General features: G+C 59.0%; 32 protein-coding genes and 1 tRNA gene. 14 read left to right on the forward strand and 19 right to left on the reverse strand.

Annotation, left to right across the window (positions count from 1 at the left end; translation table 11 throughout):
* Positions 1-15: 15 nt before the first annotated feature.
* From AB4O05_RS08450 to sctU, 9 genes are all read left to right on the forward strand, one after another.
* On the forward strand, positions 16-915 hold the full coding sequence (locus tag AB4O05_RS08450) for an FHA domain-containing protein (RefSeq protein ID WP_460131654.1): 900 nt from the start codon (positions 16-18) through the stop codon (positions 913-915).
* Positions 912-2,270, forward strand: a complete 1,359-nt coding sequence (locus AB4O05_RS08455; RefSeq protein WP_460131652.1) for a FliI/YscN family ATPase — start codon at positions 912-914, stop codon at positions 2,268-2,270. Before AB4O05_RS08450 ends, AB4O05_RS08455 begins: the two co-directional genes overlap by 4 nt.
* The gene (gene sctO / locus AB4O05_RS08460) at positions 2,257-2,685 is read left to right on the forward strand and encodes a type III secretion system stalk subunit SctO (RefSeq protein ID WP_460131650.1); all 429 of its coding nucleotides are present in this window, start codon (positions 2,257-2,259) and stop codon (positions 2,683-2,685) included. Before AB4O05_RS08455 ends, sctO begins: the two co-directional genes overlap by 14 nt.
* A gap of 101 nt (positions 2,686-2,786) precedes the next feature.
* Complete coding sequence (locus AB4O05_RS08465; RefSeq protein ID WP_460131648.1) at positions 2,787-3,137, forward strand: type III secretion system HrpP C-terminal domain-containing protein; 351 nt, start codon at positions 2,787-2,789, stop codon at positions 3,135-3,137.
* Positions 3,134-4,147 carry a FliM/FliN family flagellar motor switch protein gene (locus AB4O05_RS08470; protein WP_460131647.1) on the forward strand — a complete coding sequence of 338 codons (1,014 nt, stop codon included), beginning with the start codon at positions 3,134-3,136 and terminating at the stop codon, positions 4,145-4,147. Before AB4O05_RS08465 ends, AB4O05_RS08470 begins: the two co-directional genes overlap by 4 nt.
* Complete coding sequence (gene sctR / locus AB4O05_RS08475; protein ID WP_460131646.1) at positions 4,144-4,797, forward strand: type III secretion system export apparatus subunit SctR; 654 nt, start codon at positions 4,144-4,146, stop codon at positions 4,795-4,797. Before AB4O05_RS08470 ends, sctR begins: the two co-directional genes overlap by 4 nt.
* 7 nt (positions 4,798-4,804) lie before the next feature.
* Positions 4,805-5,068 carry a type III secretion system export apparatus subunit SctS gene (sctS, locus tag AB4O05_RS08480; RefSeq protein ID WP_032886096.1) on the forward strand — a complete coding sequence of 88 codons (264 nt, stop codon included), beginning with the start codon at positions 4,805-4,807 and terminating at the stop codon, positions 5,066-5,068.
* A gap of 10 nt (positions 5,069-5,078) precedes the next feature.
* Positions 5,079-5,867, forward strand: coding sequence for a type III secretion system export apparatus subunit SctT (gene sctT, locus AB4O05_RS08485; protein ID WP_460131644.1), 789 nt, complete (start codon positions 5,079-5,081; stop codon positions 5,865-5,867).
* Positions 5,864-6,961: a type III secretion system export apparatus subunit SctU gene (sctU, locus tag AB4O05_RS08490; RefSeq protein WP_460164862.1), complete on the forward strand. Its 1,098-nt coding sequence runs from the start codon at positions 5,864-5,866 to the stop codon at positions 6,959-6,961. The genes sctT and sctU overlap by 4 nt, the downstream gene beginning before the upstream one ends.
* Here the strand turns inward: sctU and AB4O05_RS08495 are convergent, their stop codons facing one another.
* The 19 genes from AB4O05_RS08495 to AB4O05_RS08585 all read right to left on the reverse strand — a co-directional run bounded on the left by AB4O05_RS08495 (position 6,962) and on the right by AB4O05_RS08585 (position 21,370).
* Complete coding sequence (locus AB4O05_RS08495; protein WP_460131643.1) at positions 6,962-7,330, reverse strand: transcriptional regulator; 369 nt, start codon at positions 7,328-7,330, stop codon at positions 6,962-6,964. It abuts the gene before it with no gap.
* Positions 7,327-7,530 (reverse strand): HrpT family type III secretion system protein, encoded by a 204-nt coding sequence (hrpT, locus tag AB4O05_RS08500; protein ID WP_460131642.1) that lies wholly within the window; start codon positions 7,528-7,530, stop codon positions 7,327-7,329. Before hrpT ends, AB4O05_RS08495 begins: the two co-directional genes overlap by 4 nt.
* A complete protein-coding gene (sctC, locus tag AB4O05_RS08505; protein ID WP_460131641.1) occupies positions 7,527-9,668 on the reverse strand; it encodes a type III secretion system outer membrane ring subunit SctC in 2,142 nt (713 codons plus the stop codon). The genes hrpT and sctC overlap by 4 nt, the downstream gene beginning before the upstream one ends.
* A 14-nt stretch (positions 9,669-9,682) precedes the next feature.
* A complete protein-coding gene (locus tag AB4O05_RS08510) occupies positions 9,683-10,075 on the reverse strand; it encodes a type III secretion protein (RefSeq protein WP_460131640.1) in 393 nt (130 codons plus the stop codon).
* 1 nt (position 10,076) lies between these two features.
* Positions 10,077-10,295, reverse strand: a complete 219-nt coding sequence (locus AB4O05_RS08515) for a hypothetical protein (protein ID WP_460131638.1) — start codon at positions 10,293-10,295, stop codon at positions 10,077-10,079.
* A gap of 81 nt (positions 10,296-10,376) precedes the next feature.
* Entirely contained in the window at positions 10,377-10,970 is a 594-nt protein-coding gene (sctL, locus tag AB4O05_RS08520; RefSeq protein ID WP_460131636.1) for a type III secretion system stator protein SctL, read from the reverse strand.
* A gap of 11 nt (positions 10,971-10,981) precedes the next feature.
* Positions 10,982-11,530, reverse strand: coding sequence for a type III secretion protein (locus AB4O05_RS08525; protein WP_460131635.1), 549 nt, complete (start codon positions 11,528-11,530; stop codon positions 10,982-10,984).
* A gap of 20 nt (positions 11,531-11,550) precedes the next feature.
* A complete protein-coding gene (sctJ, locus tag AB4O05_RS08530; RefSeq protein ID WP_460131634.1) occupies positions 11,551-12,342 on the reverse strand; it encodes a type III secretion system inner membrane ring lipoprotein SctJ in 792 nt (263 codons plus the stop codon).
* 5 nt (positions 12,343-12,347) lie between these two features.
* Positions 12,348-12,713 (reverse strand): EscI/YscI/HrpB family type III secretion system inner rod protein, encoded by a 366-nt coding sequence (locus tag AB4O05_RS08535; RefSeq protein ID WP_460131632.1) that lies wholly within the window; start codon positions 12,711-12,713, stop codon positions 12,348-12,350.
* Positions 12,714-12,823: 110 nt separating this feature from the next.
* On the reverse strand, positions 12,824-13,024 hold the full coding sequence (locus AB4O05_RS08540; protein WP_460131630.1) for a hypothetical protein: 201 nt from the start codon (positions 13,022-13,024) through the stop codon (positions 12,824-12,826).
* Between the two features lie 173 nt (positions 13,025-13,197).
* On the reverse strand, positions 13,198-14,142 hold the full coding sequence (locus AB4O05_RS08545) for a sigma 54-interacting transcriptional regulator (protein WP_460131629.1): 945 nt from the start codon (positions 14,140-14,142) through the stop codon (positions 13,198-13,200).
* Positions 14,143-14,455: 313 nt separating this feature from the next.
* Positions 14,456-15,556, reverse strand: a complete 1,101-nt coding sequence (ychF, locus tag AB4O05_RS08550; RefSeq protein ID WP_460131627.1) for a redox-regulated ATPase YchF — start codon at positions 15,554-15,556, stop codon at positions 14,456-14,458.
* Positions 15,557-15,578: 22 nt separating this feature from the next.
* Positions 15,579-16,163, reverse strand: coding sequence for an aminoacyl-tRNA hydrolase (gene pth, locus AB4O05_RS08555; protein ID WP_460131625.1), 585 nt, complete (start codon positions 16,161-16,163; stop codon positions 15,579-15,581).
* 168 nt (positions 16,164-16,331) lie between these two features.
* The gene (locus AB4O05_RS08560) at positions 16,332-16,931 is read right to left on the reverse strand and encodes a 50S ribosomal protein L25/general stress protein Ctc (protein WP_460131623.1); all 600 of its coding nucleotides are present in this window, start codon (positions 16,929-16,931) and stop codon (positions 16,332-16,334) included.
* Between the two features lie 139 nt (positions 16,932-17,070).
* Positions 17,071-18,012 (reverse strand): ribose-phosphate pyrophosphokinase, encoded by a 942-nt coding sequence (locus AB4O05_RS08565; RefSeq protein WP_003171603.1) that lies wholly within the window; start codon positions 18,010-18,012, stop codon positions 17,071-17,073.
* 46 nt (positions 18,013-18,058) lie between these two features.
* Positions 18,059-18,133: transfer RNA gene (locus AB4O05_RS08570), tRNA-Gln, on the reverse strand.
* 37 nt (positions 18,134-18,170) lie between these two features.
* The gene (gene ispE, locus AB4O05_RS08575) at positions 18,171-18,974 is read right to left on the reverse strand and encodes a 4-(cytidine 5'-diphospho)-2-C-methyl-D-erythritol kinase (RefSeq protein WP_460137639.1); all 804 of its coding nucleotides are present in this window, start codon (positions 18,972-18,974) and stop codon (positions 18,171-18,173) included.
* A 49-nt stretch (positions 18,975-19,023) separates the two neighbouring features.
* A complete protein-coding gene (gene lolB, locus AB4O05_RS08580; RefSeq protein WP_460131622.1) occupies positions 19,024-19,641 on the reverse strand; it encodes a lipoprotein insertase outer membrane protein LolB in 618 nt (205 codons plus the stop codon).
* A gap of 4 nt (positions 19,642-19,645) precedes the next feature.
* On the reverse strand, positions 19,646-21,370 hold the full coding sequence (locus AB4O05_RS08585) for a tetratricopeptide repeat protein (protein ID WP_460131621.1): 1,725 nt from the start codon (positions 21,368-21,370) through the stop codon (positions 19,646-19,648).
* Positions 21,371-21,644: 274 nt separating this feature from the next.
* On the opposite strand from AB4O05_RS08585, the gene hemA reads away from it, so the two are divergent.
* Genes hemA through murI form a run of 5 tightly spaced genes read left to right on the forward strand, consistent with a single transcriptional unit; the run spans position 21,645 to position 26,380 of the window.
* Positions 21,645-22,934: a glutamyl-tRNA reductase gene (gene hemA, locus AB4O05_RS08590; RefSeq protein WP_460131620.1), complete on the forward strand. Its 1,290-nt coding sequence runs from the start codon at positions 21,645-21,647 to the stop codon at positions 22,932-22,934.
* Positions 22,931-24,013 carry a peptide chain release factor 1 gene (gene prfA / locus AB4O05_RS08595; RefSeq protein ID WP_460131619.1) on the forward strand — a complete coding sequence of 361 codons (1,083 nt, stop codon included), beginning with the start codon at positions 22,931-22,933 and terminating at the stop codon, positions 24,011-24,013. Before hemA ends, prfA begins: the two co-directional genes overlap by 4 nt.
* Positions 24,014-24,844, forward strand: coding sequence for a peptide chain release factor N(5)-glutamine methyltransferase (gene prmC / locus AB4O05_RS08600; RefSeq protein WP_460131618.1), 831 nt, complete (start codon positions 24,014-24,016; stop codon positions 24,842-24,844). It begins immediately after the preceding gene.
* Positions 24,838-25,593 carry a molybdopterin-synthase adenylyltransferase MoeB gene (moeB, locus tag AB4O05_RS08605; RefSeq protein ID WP_460131616.1) on the forward strand — a complete coding sequence of 252 codons (756 nt, stop codon included), beginning with the start codon at positions 24,838-24,840 and terminating at the stop codon, positions 25,591-25,593. The genes prmC and moeB overlap by 7 nt, the downstream gene beginning before the upstream one ends.
* The gene (murI, locus tag AB4O05_RS08610) at positions 25,586-26,380 is read left to right on the forward strand and encodes a glutamate racemase (protein ID WP_460131615.1); all 795 of its coding nucleotides are present in this window, start codon (positions 25,586-25,588) and stop codon (positions 26,378-26,380) included. The genes moeB and murI overlap by 8 nt, the downstream gene beginning before the upstream one ends.
* The last annotated feature ends 16 nt before the right edge of the window (positions 26,381-26,396 follow it).

Raw genomic sequence — 26,396 nt, forward strand, 5'->3', positions numbered from 1 at the left:
GCGGAGCGCTCGCTGATGTTTGAACTACGGGTGCTGGATGGGCTGCACCAGGGGGCGGCGCTGCCGCTGTTTGGCGAGCAGTGGAGCATCGGCGCCCACGCTGACGCTGACTTGATACTGAGTGACTTGGGTGTCGTCGAGCAGCATGCGCGGTTGCGGCTTATAGACAATAGCTGGTCGGTGCAGGCCGAGGCGGGGCTGTTATACGGGGCTGAGGGTCAGGTGCTTGCGCAGATCGCGGACCTGGCGCTGAACGGTGTCTTTTCGGTGGGGGGCGTGCGACTGTGCGTCACCTTGGCCGATCAGCCATGGCCGCAGCCGACTACGCATGCATCGGTAGCGCCGCAACCGCCCGGTGAGCCTGCGCGGGCCTTGCCGTTATCGTCCATTTCGCACACGCAGCAAAAGCGCCTGATCAGCCTGGTGTTGGTGGTGGCGGTGGTCATCGCGGCGGTAGGCACGGTCTCCACGGGAGAGCGTGAGGCGCAGGCTTCCTTGATGCCGCCCGTGGCCAGCAAGTCGGAATTGGCCTCGCCGTTCGAGGTGCGCCAGCAATTGTTGAAAATGCTCAACGAGCGCGAGTTGACCCAGCGAGTCAGCTTGCAAGTGATCAATGGCCAGGTCGCGCTCAGCGGGGATGTTTCCCAGGATGAGGTGGAACTGGTAGCGCGCATGCTCAGCCGTTTTGGTGAGCAGTTCGACAGCGCGGTGCCGGTGATCAGCCGTGTGCGTGTGCGCGATGAGGCACTGCCGTTCAGGATCGTGCAGATCGTTGGCGGGCCGAATGGTCATGTAGCCCTGGACGACGGCAGCCGACTCTTCGTCGGTGACGAAGTGGAAGGGCTGCGCCTGGTACTGATCGATAACAGCAAGGTCGTCTTCGACGGCGCGCAGCGTTATGAGGTGCGCTGGTGAGCATCGAACTGCAAGCACGCCTCGATGCCTGGCAGCAGCGTCAGGTTCAATCGATGAGCAGCTTTACTCCGGTGACGGTGCGTGGTCGCATCCAGCGCGTCAATGGCATGCTGCTGCAATGCCGATTGCCTCAGGCGCGTATCGGTGACTTGTGCCAGGTGGAAAAAAAACCGGGCGACTACATGCTCGCCGAAATCATCGGCTTCGACCAGCAGGACGCGGTGCTCAGTGCCTTGGGCAACCTTGAGGGCGTGCGGGTTGGCGCGGGGGTGGAGCGCCTGGGCGTCTCGCATCGTGTGCAGGTCAGCGAGGCATTGCTGGGCCAGGTGCTGGATGGTTTCGGGCGGCCGATCACGGGCCAGGGCGCCAGCGCTTTCGTCGAGGCTGACTTGCCGGATACCAGTGCGGTGCTGTGTGAGGCGCCGCTGCCCACGGAGCGACCGCGGATCAACCGGGCGCTGGCCACCGGGGTGCGTTCGATCGACGGCCTGCTGACGCTCGGCGAAGGTCAGCGTGTTGGGCTGTTCGCCGGCGCCGGGTGCGGCAAGACCACCTTGCTGGCCGAGATCGCACGTAACGTGGAGTGCGATGTGATCGTCTTCGGCCTGATCGGCGAGCGAGGTCGGGAGCTGCGTGAGTTTCTTGACCATGAACTGGATGAACAACTGCGCGCCAAGGCGGTACTGGTGTGCGCCACCTCCGATCGCTCCAGCATGGAGCGTGCCCGCGCCGCGTTCACCGCCACGGCCTTGGCCGAAGGGTTTCGGCGCAAAGGGCAACGGGTGCTGCTGCTGATTGACTCTTTGACCCGCTTCGCCAGGGCCCAGCGCGAAATCGGCCTGGCGGCTGGCGAGCCGCTTGGGCGCGGTGGTCTGCCGCCGTCGGTGTACAGCTTGCTGCCGCGGCTGGTGGAGCGCGCTGGCTTGACCCGCGAGGGTGTGATCACGGCGATCTACACGGTACTGATCGAGCAGGACTCGATGAACGATCCGGTGGCGGACGAAGTTCGCTCGCTGCTCGATGGGCACATCGTGCTGTCGCGCAAATTGGCCGAGCGTGGGCACTACCCGGCGGTGGATGTCCTGGCGAGCCTGTCACGGATCCTGAGCAACGTTGCCGAGCCTGCGGATATCCAGGCCGGTACGGCGCTGCGACGTTTGTTGTCGGCGTATCAACAGATCGAGCTGATGCTCAAGTTGGGGGAATACCAGGCCGGCAGCGATGCCTTGACGGACCTGGCGGTGGACAGCCGTCAGGCGGTCGATGGTTTCCTGCGCCAGGATCTGCGTGAGCCGACGCCGATGGCGCAGACGCTGGAGCAACTCAAGGAGCTGACCACCCATGTCCCATTCTGACGTAATGCTCGGTGAAGTGGAGACGCTGCGGCGCCTGCGCAGGCATCGGGCCGACCGCGCCGAGCGCGCCTTGCGCGAGGCGAAACGAGCCCAGCAGGCCCTGTTCGCCCACATCCAGCAGGCCCAGGACGCGCTTGAACAAACCCGACAGGAGGAGATTCGACAAAGTGCCCTGTTGCTCAGCCAGCATCAGGGGCAGGTGCTGACCCTTCAGGCACTCAAGTCGTGGGGCGCGCAGGAACATTCTTTATCTGCCAGTACCCGACGCGAACAGGGGCAACTGGAGTCATTACAGGGCCAGCGGGAGGAAAAGGAAATCCACGTTGGCCGTGCCCAGAAGCAGGTTACTGAATGCCTGCGTCAGGTTGAGAAGCTTCAGGAGTTAGCCCTTTTACTGACACAGGAGCCTATATGACCCAGGTTGTCCATAAACCCTCTGAGCGTTCACGGTCGCGTGAGCCGCGAGAGGAACGTGAGCCGGGAGCCATTGGGGGAGTGCCATGGGAGCACAGGCAATTGTTTGCTCAGCTGTTTGCCGATAAAGGCGATGAGGGCGGGGCAGGGGCCTCCTTGGCGGGGGCGAAGACGGCGTCGGCTGTTGCCATGATCGAGGCGCTTACCGAGCAACTGGTGCCTCGGGTGATGGCCGGTTCCCAATGGCCACTGCAGGCGGTGTTGTATTTGCCCCGCCTGGGGCGGATCAATGCCAGCGTGCGCCGTGAGCAGAGTGCCTGGACGATTGAGCTGGAGGCGGAGCAAGACAGCACGGCGCACTGGCTCAATGGCGTACGGCAACAGTGTGAACAACGCTTTGCGGGAGCACTGGGGCAGCCAGTCAGCCTGCTACTCAATGTCGGCAGAGCATGATGATGCCGCCGTTGACATTCCCCCTGGTCAGGAGCGACACCCTTGCCGCGCGCCATCGGCTGGGACGTGGGCTGTGCCTGCCGTTTCGTGTCGCCGGTCAGGACGGTGAATTGCGGCTCGAGCCCGGACGCGCACCGGCAACTGGCGAGGCTCTGTGCTTTGAGACGGTGTGTGGCGTGTTGGCTTTCGCTGAGGCGGGGCCGCTGCTCAGCCTGCTCGGCGAGTGCCCGGTGACATTGGCCCCCTCCGGTAATGATCCGGACTCGTGGTTCTGGGCGTTGTTCCAGTATCACCTGAGCCCTCAGGTGAGAGCGCTGTTTGGTTATGTGCGTTTGCTGCAAACCGATCGCCCCACAGGGTTTGGCTGCCGACTCAGCGTGACACTGGGCGCATCACGGGTGGTCGGTTATGTGTGGCTGACCCCCGAGAGCTTCCTGGCGTTGTGCGCGGCTGGGCCATGGCGTGCCACGGCCGCCCCGCTGCCGGCGTCGTTTCAGCTGGCCGTTGCCGTAACCCTGGGACGCGTGTCGTTACCGATTGCGCAGGCGCGCAGCCTGCGCAGCGGTGATGTGCTGGTGCTTGGCCCGACTTTTTTTTGCGCTCAGGGCAGCGGTTATGTGCAGGCTGGCAGGCAGCGGTTGCATGGGCGTATTGACGATCACACCGGGCAGTTGTGTCTGACCCTTACTTCTATCGAGGACACGTCTGTGGACGAAGATTTTGCGGCACCCCACTACTCGGGGCATGAGGAAGATGAACCAGTGGAGGATGTATTTGGCTCAGAGCCCTTCGATGAATTGAGCATGGCGTTGAACGTACGCTGCGGGACGTTGAACCTGACCCTGGGCGAGCTGCGCAACCTCGCGCCTGGTGCTGTGCTGGGTATTGCCGGTTACGCGCCCGGCATGGCGGGTCTCTATTATGGTGACCGGCCTATTGGACACGGCCAGTTGGTGGACGTCGACGGGCGCCTGGGGTTGCAGTTGTCCCGCGTGGTGTTTGGCCGATGACAATCCAGGGCCTGGACCCGCTCATTCTGGCGGTAGTGCTTGGGGCGCTTTCGTTGATGCCCCTGCTGTTGATCATCTGCACATCGTTTTTGAAGATTGTCATCGTGCTGATGATCACCCGCAACGCAATCGGCGTGCAGCAGGTTCCGCCGAGCATGGCTATCAATGGCATCGCACTGGCAGCGACCCTATTCATTATGGCGCCGGTGGGGTACGAGATCGCCGAGAGCGTCAAGACGTCGCCTCTGGACATGAGCAATGTGCAAACGTTTCTACAGACCGGGAATGAGGCCATCCAACCGTTGCGTGCCTTCATGCTGCGCAACGTGGACCCGGATGTGCTGACGCATCTGCTGGAAAACTCCGCGCGCCTGTGGCCCGCGCAAATGGCCCAGGAGGTGCAGCGCGAAGACCTGATCCTGCTGATCCCGGCGTTCGTGCTGTCGCAATTGCAGGCGGGCTTCGAGATCGGTTTCCTGATCTACATTCCGTTCATCGTGATCGACCTGATTGTCTCCAACCTGCTGCTGGCGCTGGGGATGCAGATGGTCTCGCCCATGACCATTTCCCTGCCGCTCAAACTGCTGTTGTTCGTGCTGGTATCCGGCTGGTCGCGGTTGCTCGACAGCCTGTTCCTCTCCTATCTCTGAGTGCCCTATGGAACCGATCGTATTGTTCAAGCAGGGCATGCTGCTGGTGGTGGTGCTGTCGGCGCCACCGTTGATTGTGGCGGTGGTGGTGGGCGTGTTGACGTCGCTGGTGCAGGCGCTGATGCAGATTCAGGATCAGACGCTGCCCTTTGGCATCAAGCTGGTGGCAGTGGGTATCACGCTGATTCTGACAGGTCGTTGGATTGGCGTTGAATTGATCCAGTTGATCAACCTGACCTTCGACATGATCGGCCGTTCGGCCCTGAACTGAGACCTGTCCTGTGCTGCTTTATCTTGATTTGCTGCCCAGCTTGGTGATCGGCATGGCCCGTATATACCCCTGCGGCATCCTGGTAGCGGCGTTCTGTTTTCAACATATACGCGGCATGCCCAGGCACGTCATCGTGATGGTCATGGCGCTGATACCCGCGCCGGGCATTCATGCGGCGCTGGAGGGGCATGAGCTTTCCGCGCTCATCCTTGCTGCGCTGGTACTGAAGGAAGTGGCACTCGGGTTGTTGCTGGGGGTGTTGCTATCGATGCCGTTCTGGATGTTCGAATCGGTAGGGGCGCTGCTGGATAACCAGCGCGGCGCCTTGGCCGGCGGTCAACTCAACCCTTCACTGGGGCCGGATGCGACGCCGATCGGTCACTTGTTCAAGCAACTGGCGATTTATCTGCTGATGGCCACCCTGGGGCTGGGCGCGTTGACCCAGGTGATCTGGGACAGCTACCTGATCTGGCCACCTACCGTGTGGTTCCCGCTGCCGGCGGCCAATGGCATGAGCGTCTTTATCGACCTGCTGGGTGACACGTTCACGCACATGATGCTCTACGCTGCCCCCTTTATCGCGGTGCTGCTGTTGCTGGAATTCGGCATCGCGCTGCTGGGCGTCTACAGCCAGCAACTGCAAGTGAGCACGCTGGCGCCGCCGGTCAAGTGCCTGGCAGGTATTGGCGTGCTGCTGCTGTACTTCGCGCTGTTACAGGACCTGATGGTCGGGCGTATGGGCCAACTGGGCGATCTCAAGCATTCGTTGGGGCTGTTATTCAAGGCCCCGATGCCATGAGTGATTCGGGGGAAAAAAAGCACCCGGCGTCCGCCAAGAAACTGCGTGATCAACGCAAGAAAGGTCAAGTCGCCCAAAGCCAGGATGTGAGCAAGTTGCTGGCGCTGACGGCCATCAGCGAGATCGCCTTGTTCACCGCCGAGACCAGCTTGCAACGTTTCCAACAAATGATGATGTTGCCGATCTCTCGCTTGGGCCAACCCTTTGGGCGCGTGCTGGAAGAGGTGTTGGTGGATGGCCTGATCGTGTTTTTCTCGTTCTCACTGCTGATGGCTGGGTTGGCCATTCTCACCAAGCTGATCAGCAGTTGGATGCAATTCGGGTTGCTGTTCGCCCCGGAGACCCTGAAGCCCGATTTCAATCGCCTCAACCCTGTCAGTCAGCTCAAGCAGTTTTTTTCTGCCCAGTCGCTGATGAATCTGCTGATGAGCGTCGCCAAGGCGTTCCTTCTGGGGCTGATCATATATGTGGTGGTCTGGCCCTCCCTGGGCACGTTGATCAACCTGGCCAACAGCGACCTGCAGAGTTACCTGCTGGCGCTGATTGCCCTGTTCCGCTATCTGCTGCATGCCTGCCTTGGGCTGCTGTTGGTGCTGGCGCTGATCGACCTGGTATTGCAGAAGCACTTTTTTGCCAAGCGCATGCGCATGACCCACGTCGAGGTGATTAAAGAGTACAAGGACATGGAAGGCGACCCGCATGTGAAGGGGCAGCGCCGCGCGTTGGCGCAGGAATTGGCCCAGGAGGAGCCGAAGGTCAAACTGCCGAAGCTGGAGGAGGCCGATATGCTGGTGGTCAACCCGACGCATTTTGCCGTCGCCCTGTATTACCGTCCCGGTCGTACGCCGCTGCCCATGTTGATCGGCAAAGGCACGGATGCCGATGCCCGCCGCTTGATCGCGCGGGCGAAGGCGGCTGAGGTGCCGGTGATCCAGTGTGTATGGTTGGCTCGCACGCTTTACAGGAAGAAGCTGGGCGCGAATATTCCCCGCGAAACCTTGCAGGCCGTTGCGCTGATCTACCGGACGTTGCGCGAACTGGATGATGAAGCCAAGCGCGAAACCTTGGAACTGCCTGAGCTTGAGCGGCGCTGATCAGCGGGTGGAGCGGCTGTCCAGTGCTTCGAGGTTGGCCAGCGACAGCATCCGGCTGATGGTCTTGTCGAGCGTGCCGTGCGGTGCCGGCAGCGCGTGCCAGATCACCAGGGCGCCCTGAGCGTCGAGATAGATAAAAAAACCGTCGTAGGCCACGGCCTGGTCAAAGCGCCGCTCCAATGCCCGCTGCAATTGGCCGGTTTGCAGTGCTTGGCGAGCGACATGCAAGGCCAGACCCGGACGATTGCCAGCATGCAGCGTGCCTACCGTGATACCGGGTGCGAGGGTCTGGTGAGCGGCGCCGCCGCTCATCAGGTTGTCCAGCACTACCGGGCGATCATGACCGTCAGGTATTGGAGGTGGGGTCATCGTTCCAGCGACACCGTCTGGTAGTCTGCTCGCTCCCCCGACGGGCCAGGCTCGACACGCATGGACGAGGGCCACCAGATCACCAGCTTGTCCTTGCCCGACTGCGGGCGTGAGCAGGAATCGCCCTTGCAGGTAGGGGTGCAGCCGGCGATGAGCAGCATCGCGCCGATCAGGGTGGTGCCCAATAGTTTGTATGTCATGGCGTAGTCTTCTGGGTTGGCGTGAGGAGGGAAGGGCGAGGAACGGCGATGTGTTCATCCTTCACCACAGGACGCATGGCGATCAACACTTCCGCTTCTTCGCCCGGTTTCAACCAGGCGCGCGGCCAAACGCTTACGGCCAGGGTCTGGGAGTTGCTGCATTCCTTTTCATCGATGCGCACATTGCGGTTGAACTGGTTACGTAGCACCACGATCGCAACGTTGAACTCGCTGCCTGTGTACCACTGGCTGCGTTCGGTGTTGAGCGCCAATAAGTCGCGGGTGGTGCACAACGTGTCCAGGCCCAGCGGCATTGCCCCGGCCTTGAAACCGTCTGGCACTTGCCCGCTGACGAGGTGGGCCAGGGCGCTGGTGATGGTGTTGCGCTTGATCTCCGGTAGGTGGGGAGCATAGCGGCGAGCCAGCGGTTTGAGGGCCGCCTGCAATTGGGCCTGATCCTCTTGGGGCAAATAGCGTGAAGGATCGGACTGGTCGCCTATGACCCGCGGGGTCAGGATAAACAAGCGCTCGCGCCGGTTGTTCTCGCGTTCAGTCGATGAGAACAGCGTCTTACCCAGCAATGGAATGCTCCCCAGGAATGGCACCCTGTTTTGCTTGTCTTTGCTGTTGGTAACGTGAAACCCGCCCACCACTAACGAGCGCTTTTCCGCCATCACCGCTTGGGTGCTGACTTTGCCTCGGCGCACGTCCAGCCCGTCAAGCGTCGGGTTGGAGTCATCAAAGTTGCCGTCCTCAATATCGACCTCCAAGTGAATCTGGTGGCTGCCACGGCTGGTGATGACCCTCGGCACTACTTGCAGACTGGTGCCGACGGTGACGGGCAAAATCGTTGCGTTCTCAATGCCTGCCTTGAGGTACTGGGTGCGGTTGAAATCGATGACCGCCGGCTGATTCTCCAAGGTGAGTACCGATGGGTTGGAGACCATGGTTGCCAAGCCTCTGGATTCCAGGGCTCGTATGTCGGCATAGAAACGTTCGCGGTTTTCAATTGATACTTGCGATGAGGTGCCAGGCGCCATATTGACGCCCCCGCGGAAGCGACTGTTTTGAAAGCCCCAGTTGACTCCGAACTCTCGCAACTGCGTTCGCTCGATATCCAGGATGATTGCATCCATTTCCACCAGCTTGCGTGCGACGTCGAGCTGGGTGATCAACTCGCGGTACATCGCCTGGCGCTCCGGCAAGTCGTAAATCAGCACGGCATTGTTGCGGACATCGGCCTCGACACGTATTCGACTGGTTGACGTAGCTGCCCGTGGGGTGAGCGTCGCACCTGTCGCCAGTTGCCCGGCGTTTGTCGCATTACCGAGCATCTGCTCCAGTAGCGGATTATTCAACCGAGGAAAGTTCGGCGTGACCATGGCCGATTGTGACGGGGCGCTAGAGCGCTTTGTGTTGTTTGAAAACGTCGAAGAATCACGAGGCTCGAGCAATCCACGCATCATGCTGGCGATACCCGGGATGGTCAGTTTTTCACCTCGATAATCCACAATGCGGTCAGCCGCGTTAGCGAACTTCAACGGATAGCTCAGTACGCTCTGCTTTTCATCCGGAGTACGACGTTGGCTGCTGAACTGCTTTATCTGCTCGATATAGCGTCGAGGACCGGAAACGAGCACGACGCCGTCGTCGGGCAACTCACCCCAACCGAAGCGACTATCGAGCAGGCCGATATCGGTCAGTGCTTGCTTGAGATCGGAGATGGTTTCCGAAGAGACCTCAATACGTGCAGACTCCTGCAGGTCCAGGGTGCTGATATACAGTGTGTTGTTGTACAAATACCACTGAAAACGATGTTCTCCACCCAGCCTGTCTAGCAATGACTGCGGAGTATTGGCGCGTATCTTGCCATTAACGTTGCCTTCCAGCAGACCATCGACTTGCAGTTGCGTACCAAAGGTTTGAGTGAAGTCTTCGAGAACTTCGCGCAGGGGCTTATGTTCGGCTTCATAAGCGTAGGCGGTATTTTTCCATTCGGGGGGGATGGCGGCCAACGCGTTTCCAGCCGGAATCATCATCCAGGAAAAAAAGATCGCATGGCGCCAATGCACTTTTTTTGATGACTCGCCGGGCGAATCAAGGCGTAAGCGGCTGCGCTTGTGGGTCTGGTTAGGCATAGGCAGTTCTCTGATTAGTACGCGCGTGAACGTAATGAGGTAGGTCTTAGGTCCTGGGCTGGACGAGCGATGCGCGCGACAATCGCGCGCCATGTGTCGCGTTGGTTGAGCAGAGTTTCAAGGCAACCGATCACCTCGCTTGCCTCACGATCACCCCCTAGGCTCTGAATCAGCCATAGCGCGCCGGTGTCTGCTTTTTGAGCCAATGCGCCCCGGAAATGATTCAGGCTGGCGGCTCCCAGGCGCATCCAACGCTGTAAGTCCGTCTTATCCGTGCGCGTTGAGGTCAGTTGCGCTCCCAGTAACAAAGCCTCTCCCTGGTATTTCAGAGTGATTTCGTCATCGCCCTCAAATAACGTGAGTTGTTCTGTGCGGTTTTTGTACCAGTCACTGACCAGAGCCTTCATTTTATTGAAAACTCTCAAACACATTTTTGAGCATCAGGTGGTTGGCTCGGTTATGTTCCAGGTAGGCCATTTGGGATGTCGTGGCCTTGACCGCCAAATCAAAGAACATATTTACATCATCGCTATTTTCTATGCCTTCATCGGACATTGTCTTGTAAGCCTTATTGGCGGAGTTGCTACTTTTTAAAAGATGGCGTGACAGATCGTTGTAGAAATCCATGCGCTTTCCTGTTGCTGTTTTTTAGTGGGTATTGAGCAGTGAATTGTTATTCGGGGTGCTCTATGAGCATGTGATGTGTTGTTAGATGTTTATTCGATATTCTTTACCTTGGTTAAAGAAAGTTTCGACCAGTGACGTCCAACTGACACGGAAGTCGCCCTCATCTGTTTTCAGTATGAGTGTCTGAGAGGGGATCGTTTCATCTGCCTGGAGTTTCCAAAAGGGGCTCTTGTGATTAGCAAGACGGTGTTTTATTTCTTCCAGGTCCTGTGGGTGACAAAGCAACACCGCCTCGATTTCCTGAATTTGGTTGGCCAGCAAATGCCTCAGCAGGGCAGCCAGCCTCTTGGGGGCTACAGTGTCATCAAGCAGGCAGCGAATGGCCTGGTTGGTAATTGACGTCGCATAGTGCTCCAGGCTGTCACACATCGCTTGACGGTCGCGTTCCCAGCGCTTGAATTGAGCATCTGCGCGTTGCCAGACTTCCAGCGAAGCCTTTTCCAGCAGCGCTTCGCACTTTCTCTGCGCCTGATTTATCAACTCATCGGCCTGGGCATTGGTGCGCTCCAGGAGCTGGTCGGCATGCTCCCAGTTTGCAAGTTCCTCTCGGGGGATCAGGCTGCGGCGCGACCCGGAGGGGGCGTTACGCGACTCGATGGTGTATCGGCATAACATCGCTGATCTCCTTACTCGTTCGCACCAGAGGGGGTGGGGTCATCTGCCAGCGTCGTAACGCGCCAGACCACGGCTTGCCAGAGCGTGTTCAGTCGACTGCTGGCGGTCTCGGCTGGGGCAATTTGTTGTTCAACCTTACATACCCGTTCACGCGAGAAACGTAATCGCAGGCGCTGCCAGGTGGCAGGGTCTACCCAGCTATAAAGCAGTTGTAATGGATCAGTCTCAGGATCCAGCATGTCTGGAGGGAGCGCTTTGGATAGCCGCATACACCACAAGTGGTGGCTGCCGCTCAACGGCGATGCAGCTTCGGGATTGACGGTGCCCCGAACCAGCGTCAACGCCAACTCAAGTTGTTCGTTTGAAGCAAGGGCCAAGCGAAGCACTGTAGGGTGGGGGGGCGCAGGCAAGCAGGTAGCTATACCCTTGAGGTCTCTCGGCGACAGTCGCTGACGGTGATAAAGCACATTAATCGCAAGGTACTCGTCACCCTTCCAGTCTTCGTGAGCGTGTTCCCAAGGAAATGCCCACCACTGAGCCCAGGCCAGATTCTCACGCATGGGGTGATCCGGTTCAGGCATCATGACGGGCCGATCGGTTCGCCCGCTACGGGGTGCGCTTGAACAAGACGTTGGCGTCGGTTATGCAGGAACAGTGCGGCCGCCACGGCGGCTACCAGCCCAAGCAGAGAAACCATAAGGGTGGTTCGCCAAAAACCGATATCGTTGCTCGACACCAGGAAAGGGCCGAAATACACCAGGCGCTGCTGTTCCTGATAGGTGGTGGCTGGCACGAATATCACGGTCAGTTTTTGCGAGTTGTCCACAGCAGATGTCATGCCCGGAATACTGCTTGCCACCATCCTGCGCACGCGAGCGCGGATGTTATCGGGATCCAGGCGTGGATCATGCTTGATAAATACTGACGCGGATGCCGGCTGGATGGGTTCTCCTGGAGCGATGCGTTCTGGCAACACCACATGGACTCGGGCAACGATAACGCCATCAATGTTGGATAACGTAGCCTCGAGCTCCTGGGACAAGGCATAGATATAGCGTGCCCGCTCTTCCAGCGGCGTGGAAATAACCCCTTCCTTGCGAAACGTATCGCCCAGCGTAGTTCTTGCCACCCTAGGCAAGCCAACGGCTTCCAGCGTACGTACCGCGCGCCCGATATCTGTCGCATTAACCACCACGACGACACCATCTTTGGCCGGAATCTTCTGGGCGCGAATATGTTTGTCCGCCAACTCTGCGACTACCTCATTGGCTTCTTGTTCGGAAAGCTGGCGATGAAGCTCGACACGTTCGCTACAACCGCTAAATATAAAAGCGGCAGCCAGAAGTAGAGCTGCGGACAGAAAGTTATTCATGTTCACTATTGAAGGTTACTTAATTTGTCAATGCATTGGGTTGTCTTGCCAAGGCACTTTGTGAGCAGCTGTGATGTCAGCACTGCTTTAGAAAGTTCGCGTGGGTACTCCGTAAACTCCTCCATGTCGGTGCCTTTTCGCGATGACTTGAGCAAGCGCACAAGATTGTTTTCTGTGAGCTTAAGTTGTTGCGCTGTCTCAGATAGTGTCGTGCGGGAGCTTGAGCTGCTCGAGAGCGCTTGCGTGGGTGCCTGCTGTTCAACCATAGAGGTAAAAAAACCGGCATCGGCAGTTGAAGCTGTTTGCTCTCGCGTTTTATAGCCGCTCTCGAAACGATTATTCTCCGAGGCTTGAAATGTTTCTATGCGCATGTAAAACCTGCTGTATGGAGGTGGGGAAAAAGTTTGAGTGTTTGCCGACGCTCGCAGAGACTCAAACTGATCTGAAGACCTCCCCGGCAGGTGAACCGAGGAGGCCCCTGTTACCTGACTTCTTTAGCGGCGGCGTACTTGTTTGTGATTTGTTTCGCTTTCAGGCTCAGCAGGAAACCTTCCCGAGCTACGGCCTCTGCTTGTCCAAGCAAGTCATCGCCACCTGAGCCACCTGAGCTTCCCGGACCGCCAATAGGCTTTGATGTATTAAAATTAAGCGTGCTGCCTCCAGATGCACCTGAGATCGCCATAATAAGACTCCAATTTTAATTTTTAAGGTTAGTTCGCACATCCGCGTTCAAGTGTTGTTGATGCATTGAATTTCAGTGACTTGAACGCGGCTCTAAATGTGTGGTTGGCGCGAATAAAGCGTTCCAGATATTTCCAGGGCTAAGTATTTCTAAATGTTCAATGCGGGTTTGAATCATGCAAGCGGTACGGTGCGTTGTCCCAGTGAGATACCCAATTGTTTCATCCTGTAGTACAACGTGCGTTTCGCAAGTCTCAGTTCGACAGCCACGGTGTCTACGCAGTGGTTGTGTCGGTACATCGACTCTTCAATCAGTGCTTTTTCAATTTCTTGAAGGCGTGCCTTAAGGCCTATTTGGATATTTTGCTGACTGCTCACGGCGGGAGACAGCGGTGGCAGGCCCAACACGAACCGTTTGGCAGTCGAGCGCAGTTCGCGCACATTGCCCAACCAGGGGTGGCATATCAGCTGTTGCAGTAGCCCTTCAGAAGGCAGCGGCGCCGTGCATTTGAACTGCTCAGCTTCCTGCTCGATCATTTCAAGGAACAACGGAATGATGCGCTCACGTTGAGCCCGCAGGGCCGGAAGCTCGACGCAGACAACATTCAGGCGAAAGTACAGGTCACGCCTGAAGGCGCCTTGCTCGACCATTTCGCCGAGCGACTGTTGCGCTGACGCTATGACGCGCATGTCCACCGGGATAAAGCGCGTTGAGCCCAGTCGTTCCACTCCCCGAGACTCCAGCACCCGCAGCAGCTTGGCTTGCAGGTTCAATGGCATGCTGTCGATCTCATCCAGGTATAGGGTGCCCAGGTGGGCAGCCTCGATAACCCCGGCGCGTGATTGCATCGCTCCGGTATACGCACCGCTGTTGACGCCAAACAGCTGGCTTTCGGCGAGGCTTTCAGGGATGGCCGCACAATTGACGGCAACAAAATTTCCGCGGCGCCCCGATAGGCGATGGACGCGCTGCGCCAATGTGTCTTTACCGGTGCCGGTTTCACCCAAGAGTAAGATGTCAATATTGAGAGAGGCAGTGCTGTTAAGCGTTTTTTCGATATCCAGGCTTTCTATAAGCGAGATGTCTGTTTCATTTTCCTTGTTGAAGACGGCCGACATCGAGAGGGTGCTCCATTATCGCGATTACTTCACTGTTGAAAACGGTAGGCAGGTGCCGGTCAGTAGAACGCAGATTGTATAAAGTGTCATCCGTTCTTTAAGTAGTCATATACCGGAATGTTGTAGGACTATGTCGATACGGTTATGTATGAAGTTGCACAGAAGTTCGGTTGGTTGGAATAGCAGGGTGCGTCAGTAGGGAACGTCTGATGATTGAGTACGAGTGTTTGTTTTTTGTGGATTTAAAGCGCGCATAAAAAAGCCGATGCATTGCATCGGCTTTTTTATTTGTGGCGGTAATTGCGCTTAAGGATTACACGTTAAAGCGGAAGTGCATCACATCACCATCCTTGACGATGTAATCCTTGCCTTCCAGGCGCCATTTACCTGCTTCTTTGGCGCCGGCTTCACCCTTGAACTGGATAAAGTCGTTGTAGGCGATCACTTCCGCGCGGATAAAGCCTTTTTCGAAGTCGGTGTGGATCACGCCGGCGGCCTGTGGCGCGGTGGCGCCGACTTTGACGGTCCAGGCGCGGACTTCTTCGACACCGGCGGTGAAGTAGGTCTGCAGGTTGAGCATTTCGTAGCCAGCGCGGATCACGCGGTTCAGGCCAGGTTCTTCCAGGCCCAGGGCCTCGAGGAACATGTCTTTCTCTTCGCCGTCATCGAGTTCGGCGATTTCCGCTTCGATCTTATTGCACACCGGCACCACGATCGCGCCTTCTTCGTCGGCGATGGCCTTGACCACGTCGAGCAGCGGGTTGTTCTCGAAGCCGTCTTCAGCGACGTTGGCGATGTACATCACCGGCTTGGTGGTCAGCAGGTGGAAGCCCTTGATCACGGCCTTCTCGTCAACGCCCATGGTCTTCATCAGGCTGCGTGCCGGCTTGCCCAGGGTGAAGTGAGCGATCAACTGCTCCAGCAGGCCTTTCTGTACCACGGCGTCCTTGTCGCCGCCCTTGGCGTTGCGCGCGACTTTCTGCAGTTGTTTCTCGCAACTGTCGAGGTCGGCGAAGATCAGTTCCAGGTCGATGATCTCGATGTCGCGTTTCGGGTCGACGCTGTTGGAGACGTGAATCACGTTGTCGTCTTCAAAGCAGCGGACCACGTGGGCGATGGCATCGGTTTCGCGGATGTTGGCCAGGAACTTGTTGCCCAGGCCTTCACCTTTCGATGCGCCGGCGACCAGGCCTGCGATATCGACGAATTCCATGGTGGTCGGCAGGATGCGCTTGGGATTGACGATCGCTGCCAGCGCCTCCAGGCGCGGGTCCGGCATCGGCACGATACCGCTGTTGGGTTCGATGGTGCAGAAGGGGAAGTTCTCCGCCGCAATACCGGACTTGGTCAAAGCGTTGAACAAGGTGGATTTGCCGACGTTGGGCAGGCCGACGATGCCGCAATTGAATCCCATGGTGTTTCCCCTCGGAAAAAAGTCAGGCCTTCTGGCTGTGCAGGTTTTTCATCGCGCGGTTCCATTCCCCGGCGAAGATATCCGGCAGCACGCCGAGGGCAAAGTCGATGCTGGCATCGAGTTTTTCCTGTTCGGCGCGTGGCGCGCGACCCAGGACGAAATTTGAAACCATACTGGCGACGCCTGGGTGGCCAATGCCGAGCCGCAGACGGTAAAAATTATTCTGATTGCCCAACTGCGCAATGATGTCGCGCAGACCATTGTGCCCGCCATGCCCGCCGCCTTGCTTGAGCTTGGCAACGCCGGGTGGCAGGTCCAGTTCGTCATGGGCCACCAGGATTTCTTCGGGTTTGATCCGGAAGAAACCCGCAAGCGCCGCGACAGCCTGGCCGCTGCGGTTCATGTAGGTGGTGGGAATCAGCAGACGAACATCCTGACCCTGGTGCGAGAAGCGCCCGGTCAGGCCAAAATATTTGCGATCGGCCGCAAGGTTCACGCCTTGGGCGTGGGCGATGCGCTCAACAAAAAGGGCCCCTGCGTTATGCCGGGTCTGTTCGTATTCGGCGCCTGGATTTCCCAGGCCAACGATCAGTTTAATGGCAGTCACGACAGGGGCCCTTCCTTTGGAGTTGTGGATAACATCGCCGCAACGGTTGTGCGGCGAAAGTGGGCGACAGGAGCTAACTTATCCAGAGATAAACTTCGCGTTATCGCCCGCTTTCTCGCTACGTTTCGGTCCGCGATGTTGCCTCAAGCTCCGGCAAGACAGAGTGAATTACTCTGCAGCGCCTTCTTCAGCTTCTGGTGCAACGCGTGGAGCGTGAACGTTTGCAACAGCTTTGTCGTCACCGTGAGCCAGTGCAACGAACTCAACGCCTTTAGGGGCTTTGAGGTCGGACAGGTGAACGATTGCGCCGATTTCCAGAGCCGACAGGTCGACTTCGATGAACTCAGGCAGATCTTTCGGCAGGCAAGTCACTTCGATTTCGTTCAGAACGTGAGAGATCTCGCCGCCTTTCTTGACCGGAGCTTCTTCACCAACAAAGTGTACAGGCACGACAGCAGTCAGTTTCTGACCGGCTACAACGCGCACGAAGTCAGCGTGCAGTACGTGACCCTTGGACGGGTGGCGCTGCAGGGCCTTGATGATAACGTTCTGCTTTTTGCCGCCAACGTTCAGTTCGATAACGTGGCTGTAGGCAGCATCGTTTTCGAGCAGTTTGGCAACTTCTTTAGCCAGCATGCTGATGGATTCAGGGGCTTTTTCGCCACCGTAAACTACAGCTGGAACCAGGCTTGCGAGACGACGCAGGCGGCGGCTCGCACCTTTCCCCAGGTCGGAACGCACTTCAGCATTCAGGGTAAATTCGTTCATGTTGTATCTCCAAAATAACCACATTCGCCCCAGCGTTTGCGACCAGCGCTAAAGGCGATATGGGCAAAAAAGCCCCGCCCCAACAGTATGCTGGGGCGGGGCGCTTTTCGTCAGTGAGGTATTCCGAAAGGTTTGACCCTTAACGGAACATCGCGCTGATCGATTCTTCGTTGCTGATACGGCGAACCGCTTCGGCAACTACCGGTGCGATATCCAGTTGGCGGATACGCGCACAGGCTTGAGCAGCGGCGGACAGCGGGATGGTGTTGGTCACCACCAGCTCGTCCAGCACGGAATTCTCGATGTTCTCGATCGCTCGGCCCGACAGCACAGGGTGTGTGCAGTAGGCGAAGACTTTTGCCGCACCGTGCTCTTTCAAGGCTTTTGCCGCGTGGCACAGGGTGCCGGCGGTGTCGACCATGTCATCAACCAGAATACAGGTACGCCCTTCGACATCACCGATGATATGCATCACTTCAGAGTGATTGGCTTTCTCGCGGCGTTTGTCGATGATCCCGAGGTCGACGCCCAAGGATTTGGCAACAGCCCGTGCACGCACGACGCCGCCAATGTCCGGGGACACGATCATCAGGTTTTCAAAGCGCTGGTCTTCGATGTCGTCCACCAGTACGGGGGAGCCGTAGATGTTATCTACCGGAATATCGAAGAACCCCTGGATTTGGTCAGCGTGCAGGTCAACCGTGAGAACACGGTCGATGCCTACCACGGTCAGCATGTCGGCAACGACTTTCGCGCTGATAGCCACACGTGCGGAACGCGGACGGCGATCCTGACGGGCATAACCAAAGTAAGGGATTACAGCTGTGATTCGAGTTGCTGAGGAGCGGCGGAAGGCATCAGCCATCACGACGAGTTCCATCAGGTTATCGTTGGTCGGAGCGCAGGTCGGCTGAATAATGAAGACGTCTTTACCGCGAACGTTTTCATTGATCTCGGCAGTAATTTCGCCGTCGGAAAATTTACCGACAGAGATATCACCGAGAGGGATATGCAGCTGACGTACGACACGTCGAGCCAGATCGGGGTTGGCGTTCCCCGTAAAGACCATCATCTTGGACACGCGCAGTACCTAGAGGCTGAGGGTAACCTGGATGAGTATAGGAAAATGGCAGGGGCGGCTGGATTCGAACCAACGCATGGCAGGATCAAAACCTGCTGCCTTACCGCTTGGCGACGCCCCTGTATCTGTTGCAACGAGTACCCAGTACTCGGTTCCTTTTAGAGCAGACTTTGCAGCTTGCGATGCAACATCGAAACGTTGCTTCCCTTTGCTACAAACCCTGTAAGGGTCTCTGTAAGAAGGGCCGAGACTTTATCAGCTTCAGCTTTGCTTGGGAAGCCCCCAAACACACAACTTCCAGTTCCGGTTAATTTTGCTTCGGTAAATTTACCTAACAAATTCAAAGCGTTACGTACCTCTGGATAACGCCTTGCTACAACCGGCAAGCAGTCATTTCGACTGTTTCCCTTGGGAACGGGGCGCACTTTAATGGGAGAAGAGTTACGTGTCAACAACGGATCTGAAAAAATTTCTGCTGTACTTACAGATACTTGCGGGACAAGCACGACATACCACAGCTCTTCGGGTTCTACGGGGGTGAGTTTTTCGCCGATACCCTCGGCAAATGCGGCGTGCCCACGCACGAAAACCGGGACGTCGGCACCCAATGTCAGGCCCAGCGCGGCCAGGCGATCTTCATCCCAGCCCAGCCGCCACAAGTGATTGAGGCCGAGCAGGGTAGTCGCGGCATTCGAGCTGCCGCCTCCGATACCGCCACCCATGGGCAGGATCTTATCGATCCAGATATCGATGCCGAGCGTGCAGCCGGATTGCTCCTGAAGTTTTTTTGCCGCCTTCACGATCAGATTGCTGTCGTGGGGCACACCTTCGAATTCGGTGTGCAGTTGGATGACGCCATCATCGCGCACGGCGAAGGTCAGTTCATCGCCGTAGTCGAGAAATTGAAACAGCGTCTGCAATTCGTGGTAGCCGTCTTCACGGCGACCGAGGATGTGCAGCATGAGATTGAGTTTGGCGGGGGAGGGCAGGGTCAGTTTCGGTGCGGTCACGTTATTGCCCCAGCTTGCGCGGTTGCCAGTCCTTGATCACCAGCGTGACGTCAAGGTCGGTGCCATGCAGCTTGATCCGTTCGGGCAGCCAATAGCCGCCCTGTTCGACGTAGCTGAGGTACTCGACCTGCCAGCCGTCCTGCTCCAGCGACGCCAGGCGGCTGTCAGCGTTGAGGCTCAGGCGGCTCTTGCTGTCCGGCGCGGGCAAGCCGCGTACCCACCAGACCAGGTGCGAGACGGGCAACTTCCAGCCAATCTGCTCTTCCAGCAGCGCTTCCGGCGAGGTCGCCTCATAGCGCCCCTGGTTGGCCACTTCGAGGCTGACTTGCCCCGGGCGCCCGGTCAGGCGCGCGGCGCCACGGCCCAGCGGGCCCGACAAGCGAATGTCGTAGTAATCCTGGCGTTGCAGCCAGAACAAGGTACCGCTGCCGGAATCTTTCGGCGCGCGAACCCCGACCTTACCTTCGATCTGCCAGCCGTCGATGCTGCTGAGCTGATCCTTGTGCTGTTTCCATTGTGCCGGGTTGCCCTGGCCTTCAACGGATTCACGGTTGCCTACACCCGCGCAACCGGCGAGCAGGGCGATAAAGCTGAAAACGATAACGTGGCGCAAGAACATAAGCTTAAAGGGTCTCGGATCCGGTCAGGCGCTTGATGGTGCTGCGCAGGATGGGGCTTTCGGGTTGTTCCTTGAGGAATTTTGCCCAGATTTGCCGGGCTTCGCGCTGCTTGCCGTTGGCCCACAGCACTTCGCCCAGGTGCGCAGCGACTTCCTGATCGGGGAAGCGCTCCAGCGCCTGGCGCAGCAAGCGTTCGGCCTCGTCGAGGTTGCCCAGGCGGTAATTCACCCAGCCCAGGCTGTCGAGCACGGCCGGGTCTTCGGGGTTGAGCTTGTGCGCTTGTTCGATCAGCACCTTGGCTTCGTCGTAGCGCGTGGTACGGTCGGAAAGGGTGTAACCCAGGGCATTGAGGGCCATGGCGTTGTCCGGATCGCGCTTGATGATCAGGCGCAGGTCTTTTTCCATCTGCGCCAGGTCGTTGCGTTTTTCCGCCTGCATGGCGCGGGTGTACAGCAGGTTCAAATCGTCGGGGAATTGCAACAAGGCTTGTTGCAAAACCTTCCAGGCGCGTTCGCCCTGATTGTTGGCCGACAACGTCTCGGCCTGGATCAGGTACAGCTGGATCGCGTAGTCCGGTTCGGCATCGCGGGCAGCGGCCAGGCGTTTTTCCGCTTCGTCGGTGCGGCCGTTGTTCATCAGGATGTCGGCCTGGCGCAACTGGGCCGGCAGGTAATCGTTACCCGGGCCGACCTGGGCGTATTCGAGCAGGGCGGTCTGTGGGTCGTTGCGCTCTTCAGCGATACGGCCCAGGTTCAGGTGTGCAGAGTCCACATGGCTTTCCCGGGCGATCAGCTGTTCCAGGTAACCCTGGGCCTCATCCCAGGCCTTGGCTTCCAGGCACACCAGCGCCAGGGAGTAACGCAGTTCGTCGTCGTCGGGGTATTGCTGGACGAGGTTGGCGAACTGCACTTTGGCGTCCTCCATGCGGTCCAGTTCCACCAGCATGCGCGCATAGGTCAGGCGCAGGCGCTTGTCTTCCGGGTATTTCTTGATGCTTTTTTCCAGCAGCGGAATCGCTTCCTTGCCACGGTTGAGGCTCTGCAGCAGGCGTGCGCGCAACAGGATCGGCGCGATCTCGCCTTCTTCCGGCGGGTTCGCCTCAAGAAGCTTAAGGGCGGCTTCGGTTTCGTCGTCCTGTTGCAGCAGCAAGGCCTTGCCGAAAATCAGCTGGCTGTTCTTCGGGTGCTTTTGCAGCAGGCGGTCGAAACTCTTCATCAGGCCATTGCGGGTGTCCTGGTCGGTGTCGGCAGCCGACAGCGCAAGGAAGTCGAAATGGGTGTCGCCCTTGCCTTGCAGGACCTTTTCCATATAAGTCATGGAGTCGTCATAACGCCCCGCGCGCGCCAACTGAATGGCCGCCGCCCGCTGCGCCTCCAGGTCGTCCGGTGCGTTCTTCGCCCAGATCAGCGAGGTGTCCAGCGCTGCCTGGTCGGCCCCCAGGTATTCGGCGATGCGAAACGCGCGCTCGGAGATCCCTGGGTCCTGGGTGTTGATGGCCTGGGTCACGTAGTTATCCAGCGCAATATCGAAACGATTGCGCTGGCCGGCCAGTTCGGCGCTCAACAGGCTGAAGATCGTTTCTTCACTGAACGAGGAATAAACCTTGGGCTTTTCAGGGGCGGGGGTGCTGTCTTCCACCGGCGGCGTACCGTCCGGCGACACGGGGGCCATGGCCTGGCAGCCGCTGAGGAGGACAAAAGCAAGGAGCAACGCGGAGGATCTATTCATATAGGAAGAGGACGACTAACCTGCGGTCGGATCATCATGACACAAGCCTTCGGCCAAACATAACCGTGTAGGAGCGAGCTTGCTCGCGAAAAGCCTGAGGACAACGCGTTTTATCAGGAGGCCGCGTCATGGTTCACGACCATCACGAGCAGGCTTGCGCCTACAGATGGCCTTTTTATAGGCATAAGCTACTAGGACAATAGACGACGGTGGTTGTTCTGAATCTTTCGAAGTAGGACAATTGCCGGCTTCCCGACATCATCAGCGATATTGAATGGCCTTCCTCGCACTCGGTATTAACCACAAGACTGCCTCCGTAGACGTGCGCGAGCGCGTGGCGTTTACGCCAGAGCAGTTGGTTGAGGCCTTGCAGCAGCTCTGCCGGCTCACCGACAGCCGCGAAGCTGCGATCCTTTCGACCTGCAATCGCAGCGAGCTTTATATAGAGCAGGAGCATCTTTGCGCGGATGTCGTGCTGCGCTGGCTGGCCGATTATCATCATTTGAGCCTCGACGAGCTGCGCGCCAGCGCTTATGTACACGAAGACGATGCGGCCGTTCGTCACATGATGCGTGTGGCGGCCGGTCTCGACTCGCTGGTATTGGGCGAGCCGCAGATTCTGGGCCAGATGAAATCCGCCTACGCGGTGGCGCGGGAGGCCGGTACCGTCGGCCCGCTGCTGGGTCGCCTGTTCCAGGCCACGTTCAATTCCGCCAAGCAGGTGCGCACCGACACGGCTATCGGCGAAAACCCGGTGTCCGTGGCATTTGCCGCGGTCAGCCTGGCCAAGCAGATTTTCAGCGACCTGCAACGCAGCCAGGCGCTGTTGATCGGCGCCGGCGAGACCATCACCCTGGTCGCCCGCCACCTGCATGACCTGGGCGTGAAGCGTATCGTGGTGGCCAACCGTACCCTGGAGCGTGCCAGTATCCTGGCCGAACAGTTCGGTGCCCACGCGGTGCTGCTGGCGGATATTCCGGCCGAACTGGTGCGCAGCGATATTGTGATCAGCTCCACCGCCAGCCAATTGCCGATCCTCGGCAAGGGCGCGGTGGAAAGTGCGCTGAAGCTGCGCAAGCACAAACCGATCTTCATGGTCGATATCGCCGTTCCCCGGGATATCGAGCCCGAAGTCGGCGAGTTGGACGATGTGTATCTCTACAGCGTCGACGATCTGCATGAAGTGGTCGCCGAAAACCTCAAGAGTCGCCAGGGCGCAGCCCAGGCCGCTGAGGAAATGGTCAGCGTCGGTGCCGAAGATTTCATGGTGCGCCTGCGTGAGCTGGCGGCGGTGGACGTGCTCAAGGCGTATCGTCAACAGGGCGAACGCCTGCGCGACGAGGAGCTGATCAAGGCCCAGCGCTTGCTGGCCAATGGCAGCAGCGCCGAAGAGGTGCTGATGCAACTGGCCCGTGGCCTTACCAACAAGCTGCTCCACGCCCCCAGCGTACAGCTTAAAAAATTGACTGCCGAAGGCCGCCTCGATGCGCTGGCCATGGCCCAGGAACTCTTTGCCCTCGGTGAGGGCGCGTCAGAAAGCTCTTCGGATAAAAAACCGCAATGAAAGCGTCACTGCTCAATAAACTGGATGTGCTCCAGGACCGTTTCGAAGAACTGACCGCCTTGCTCGGCGATGGCGAGGTCATCTCCGATCAAGCCAAGTTCCGTGCCTATTCCAAGGAATACGCCGAAGTTGAGCCCGTGGTCGCTACTTACAAAAACCTGCTGAAAGTGCAGGCCGACCTTGAAGGCGCCCAGGCGCTGCTCAAGGACAGCGACCCGGACATGCGCGAAATGGCCGTGGAAGAAGTTCGCGAAGCCAAGGAGAAGCTCGCCGAACTGGAAGGCGATCTGCAACGCATGTTGCTGCCCAAGGACCCTAACGATGGGCGCAACGTGTTCCTCGAAATCCGCGCCGGAACCGGTGGCGACGAGGCGGCGATTTTCTCCGGCGACCTGTTCCGCATGTACTCGCGCTATGCCGAGCGCCGTGGCTGGCGCGTCGAGATCCTGTCCGAGAACGAAGGCGAGCATGGCGGCTACAAAGAAGTCATTGCGCGGGTCGAGGGCGATAACGTCTACGGCAAGCTGAAATTCGAATCCGGCGCGCACCGCGTGCAGAGGGTGCCGGCGACCGAGTCCCAGGGCCGCATCCACACCTCGGCGTGCACCGTGGCGGTGTTGCCCGAGCCGGACGAGCAGGAAGCCATCGAGATCAACCCGGCGGACTTGCGGGTAGACACCTACCGCTCGTCGGGCGCGGGTGGCCAGCACGTCAACAAGACCGACTCGGCGATCCGCATCACGCACTTGCCGTCGGGCATCGTGGTGGAATGCCAGGAAGAACGGTCCCAGCACAAAAACCGCGCACGGGCCATGTCCTGGCTGTCGGCCAAGCTCAACGACCAGCAGACCAGCGCCGCCGCGAATGCGATTGCCAGCGAGCGTAAATTGCTGGTGGGCTCGGGCGACCGTTCCGAGCGCATCCGTACCTACAACTTCGCCCAGGGCCGGGTCACCGACCACCGCGTCAACCTCACCCTGTACTCCCTCGACGAGATTCTCGCCGGTGGCGTCGATGCGGTGATCGAGCCGTTGCTCGCCGAATACCAGGCCGATCAATTGGCGGCGATAGGTGAATAAATGACCATCATCGCCAGCCTGCTGCGCGCCGCCGACCTGCCGGATTCGCCCACCGCGCGCCTGGATGCCGAATTGCTGCTGGCCGCGGCCCTGGGTAAATCGCGCAGCTACCTGCATACCTGGCCGGAAAAAATCGTCAACAGTGACGACGCGCTGACCTTTGCCGGCTACCTGCAGCGCCGCCGCGCGGGCGAGCCGGTGGCTTATATCCTGGGCCAGCAAGGTTTCTGGAAGCTCGATCTGGAGGTGGCCCCGCACACGCTGATTCCGCGCCCGGACACCGAATTGCTGGTGGAAACTGCCTTGGAGTTGTTGCCGGCCACGCCCACCAAGGTCCTCGACCTGGGCACCGGCAGTGGCGCTATCGCATTGGCCCTGGCCAGTGAGCGCCCGGCCTGGCAGGTCACTGCCGTCGACCGCGTGCTGGAGGCCGTGGCCCTGGCCGAACGCAACCGCCAGCGCCTGCACCTGAATAACGCCACGGTGCTCAACAGCCACTGGTTCAGTGCCTTGGATGACCACACTTACGACCTGATCATCAGTAACCCGCCGTACATCGCCGCTAACGACCCGCACCTGGTCGCGGGTGATGTGCGTTTCGAGCCGGCCAGTGCCCTGGTGGCAGGCCAGGATGGTTTGGACGACCTGCGCCAGATTATCAAAGAGGCCTCGGCCCACTTGAATGCCGGTGGCTGGCTATTGCTCGAGCATGGTTACGACCAGGCCTTGGCCGTGCGTGACCTGTTACTGAGCCAGGGCTTTGAAAACGTACACAGCCGCCTTGATCTGGGCGGCCACGAGCGCATCAGCCTGGGACATCGCCCGTGCTGACCGATCAGGAGCTGTTGCGTTATAGCCGACAGATTTTGTTGCAGCATGTCGACATCGACGGCCAATTGCGCCTGAAAAACGCTCGTGCGTTGATTGTGGGGCTCGGCGGCCTGGGTGCCCCGGTTGCGATGTATCTGGCAGCGGCCGGCGTGGGCGAGTTGCATTTGGCCGATTTCGACACCGTCGACCTGACCAACCTGCAACGCCAGATCATCCACGATACCGACAGCGTCGGGCAGACAAAGGTCGACTCGGCCATGCGCCGCCTGACGGCGATCAACCCTGGCATCAGGTTGGTCGCCCACCGCACCGCGCTGGACATCGACACCCTGGCCGCCGCCGTTGCGGGGGTGGACGTGGTGCTCGATTGCAGCGACAACTTTTCGACCCGCGAAGCGGTCAACGCGGCCTGTGTAGCCGCCGCCAAGCCGCTGATCAGCGGCGCGGCGATCCGCCTTGAAGGGCAATTGTCGGTCTTCGACCCGCGCCGGGCTGAAAGCCCGTGTTACCACTGCCTGTATGGGCATGGCAGCGACACCGAACTCACTTGCAGCGAAGCCGGGGTGGTCGGTCCGCTGGTGGGGGTGGTGGGCAGCCTGCAAGCCTTGGAGGCCTTGAAGTTGCTGGCCGGTTTCGGCGAGCCGCTGGTGGGCCGCCTGTTGCTGATCGACGCGTTGACCACGCGCTTTCGTGAGTTGCGCGTCAAGCGTGATCCCGGTTGCAGTGTCTGCGGGACGCAGCATGGTTAAGGACGCGCCGATTGGTGTGTTCGATTCCGGCGTCGGCGGCTTGTCGGTGCTGGATGAAATTCAGCAGCTGTTGCCCCACGAGTCGCTGCTGTATGTGGCCGACTGCGGGCATATTCCCTATGGCGAGAAAACCCCGGCGTTTATTCGCGAACGTTCGCGGTTGGTCGCCCGTTTTTTCCGCGAGCGCGGCGCCAAGGCTTTCGTGATCGCCTGCAACACCGCGACCGTCGCGGCCGTGGCCGATTTACGCCAAGACTACCCCGACTGGCCGCTGGTGGGGATGGAGCCCGCCGTCAAACCCGCGGCTGCCGCTACCCGCAGCGGCGTGGTCGGTGTGCTGGCTACCACCGGTACCCTGCAAAGTGCCAAGTTCGCGGCGCTGCTCGATCGTTTCGCCGCCGATGTACGGGTCATCACCCAGCCCTGTCCGGGCCTGGTGGAGCTGATTGAAGCCGGTGACCTGAACAGCCCGGCCCTGCGCCCGTTGTTGCAGGGCTATATCGACCCGCTGCTCAGCGCCGGCTGCGACACCATCATCCTCGGTTGCACCCACTATCCCTTCCTCAAGCCCCTCCTGGCACAGATGCTTCCCCCTGGCATCATCCTCATTGACACCGGCGCCGCCGTGGCGCGCCAGCTCAAGCGTTTGCTGGGCGAGCGCGACCTGTTGGCCGTCGGCACGCCGGAACCTGCACAGTTCTGGACCAGCGGCGATGTGTGTCATCTCAGAAATATCCTACCGACACTATGGAAACATTCCGGAGTTGTGCGAAGCTTCGGCTCGTGAAAATTTCGTGAAATGT

The organism is Pseudomonas sp. S1_G07 (genome assembly GCF_054668565.1).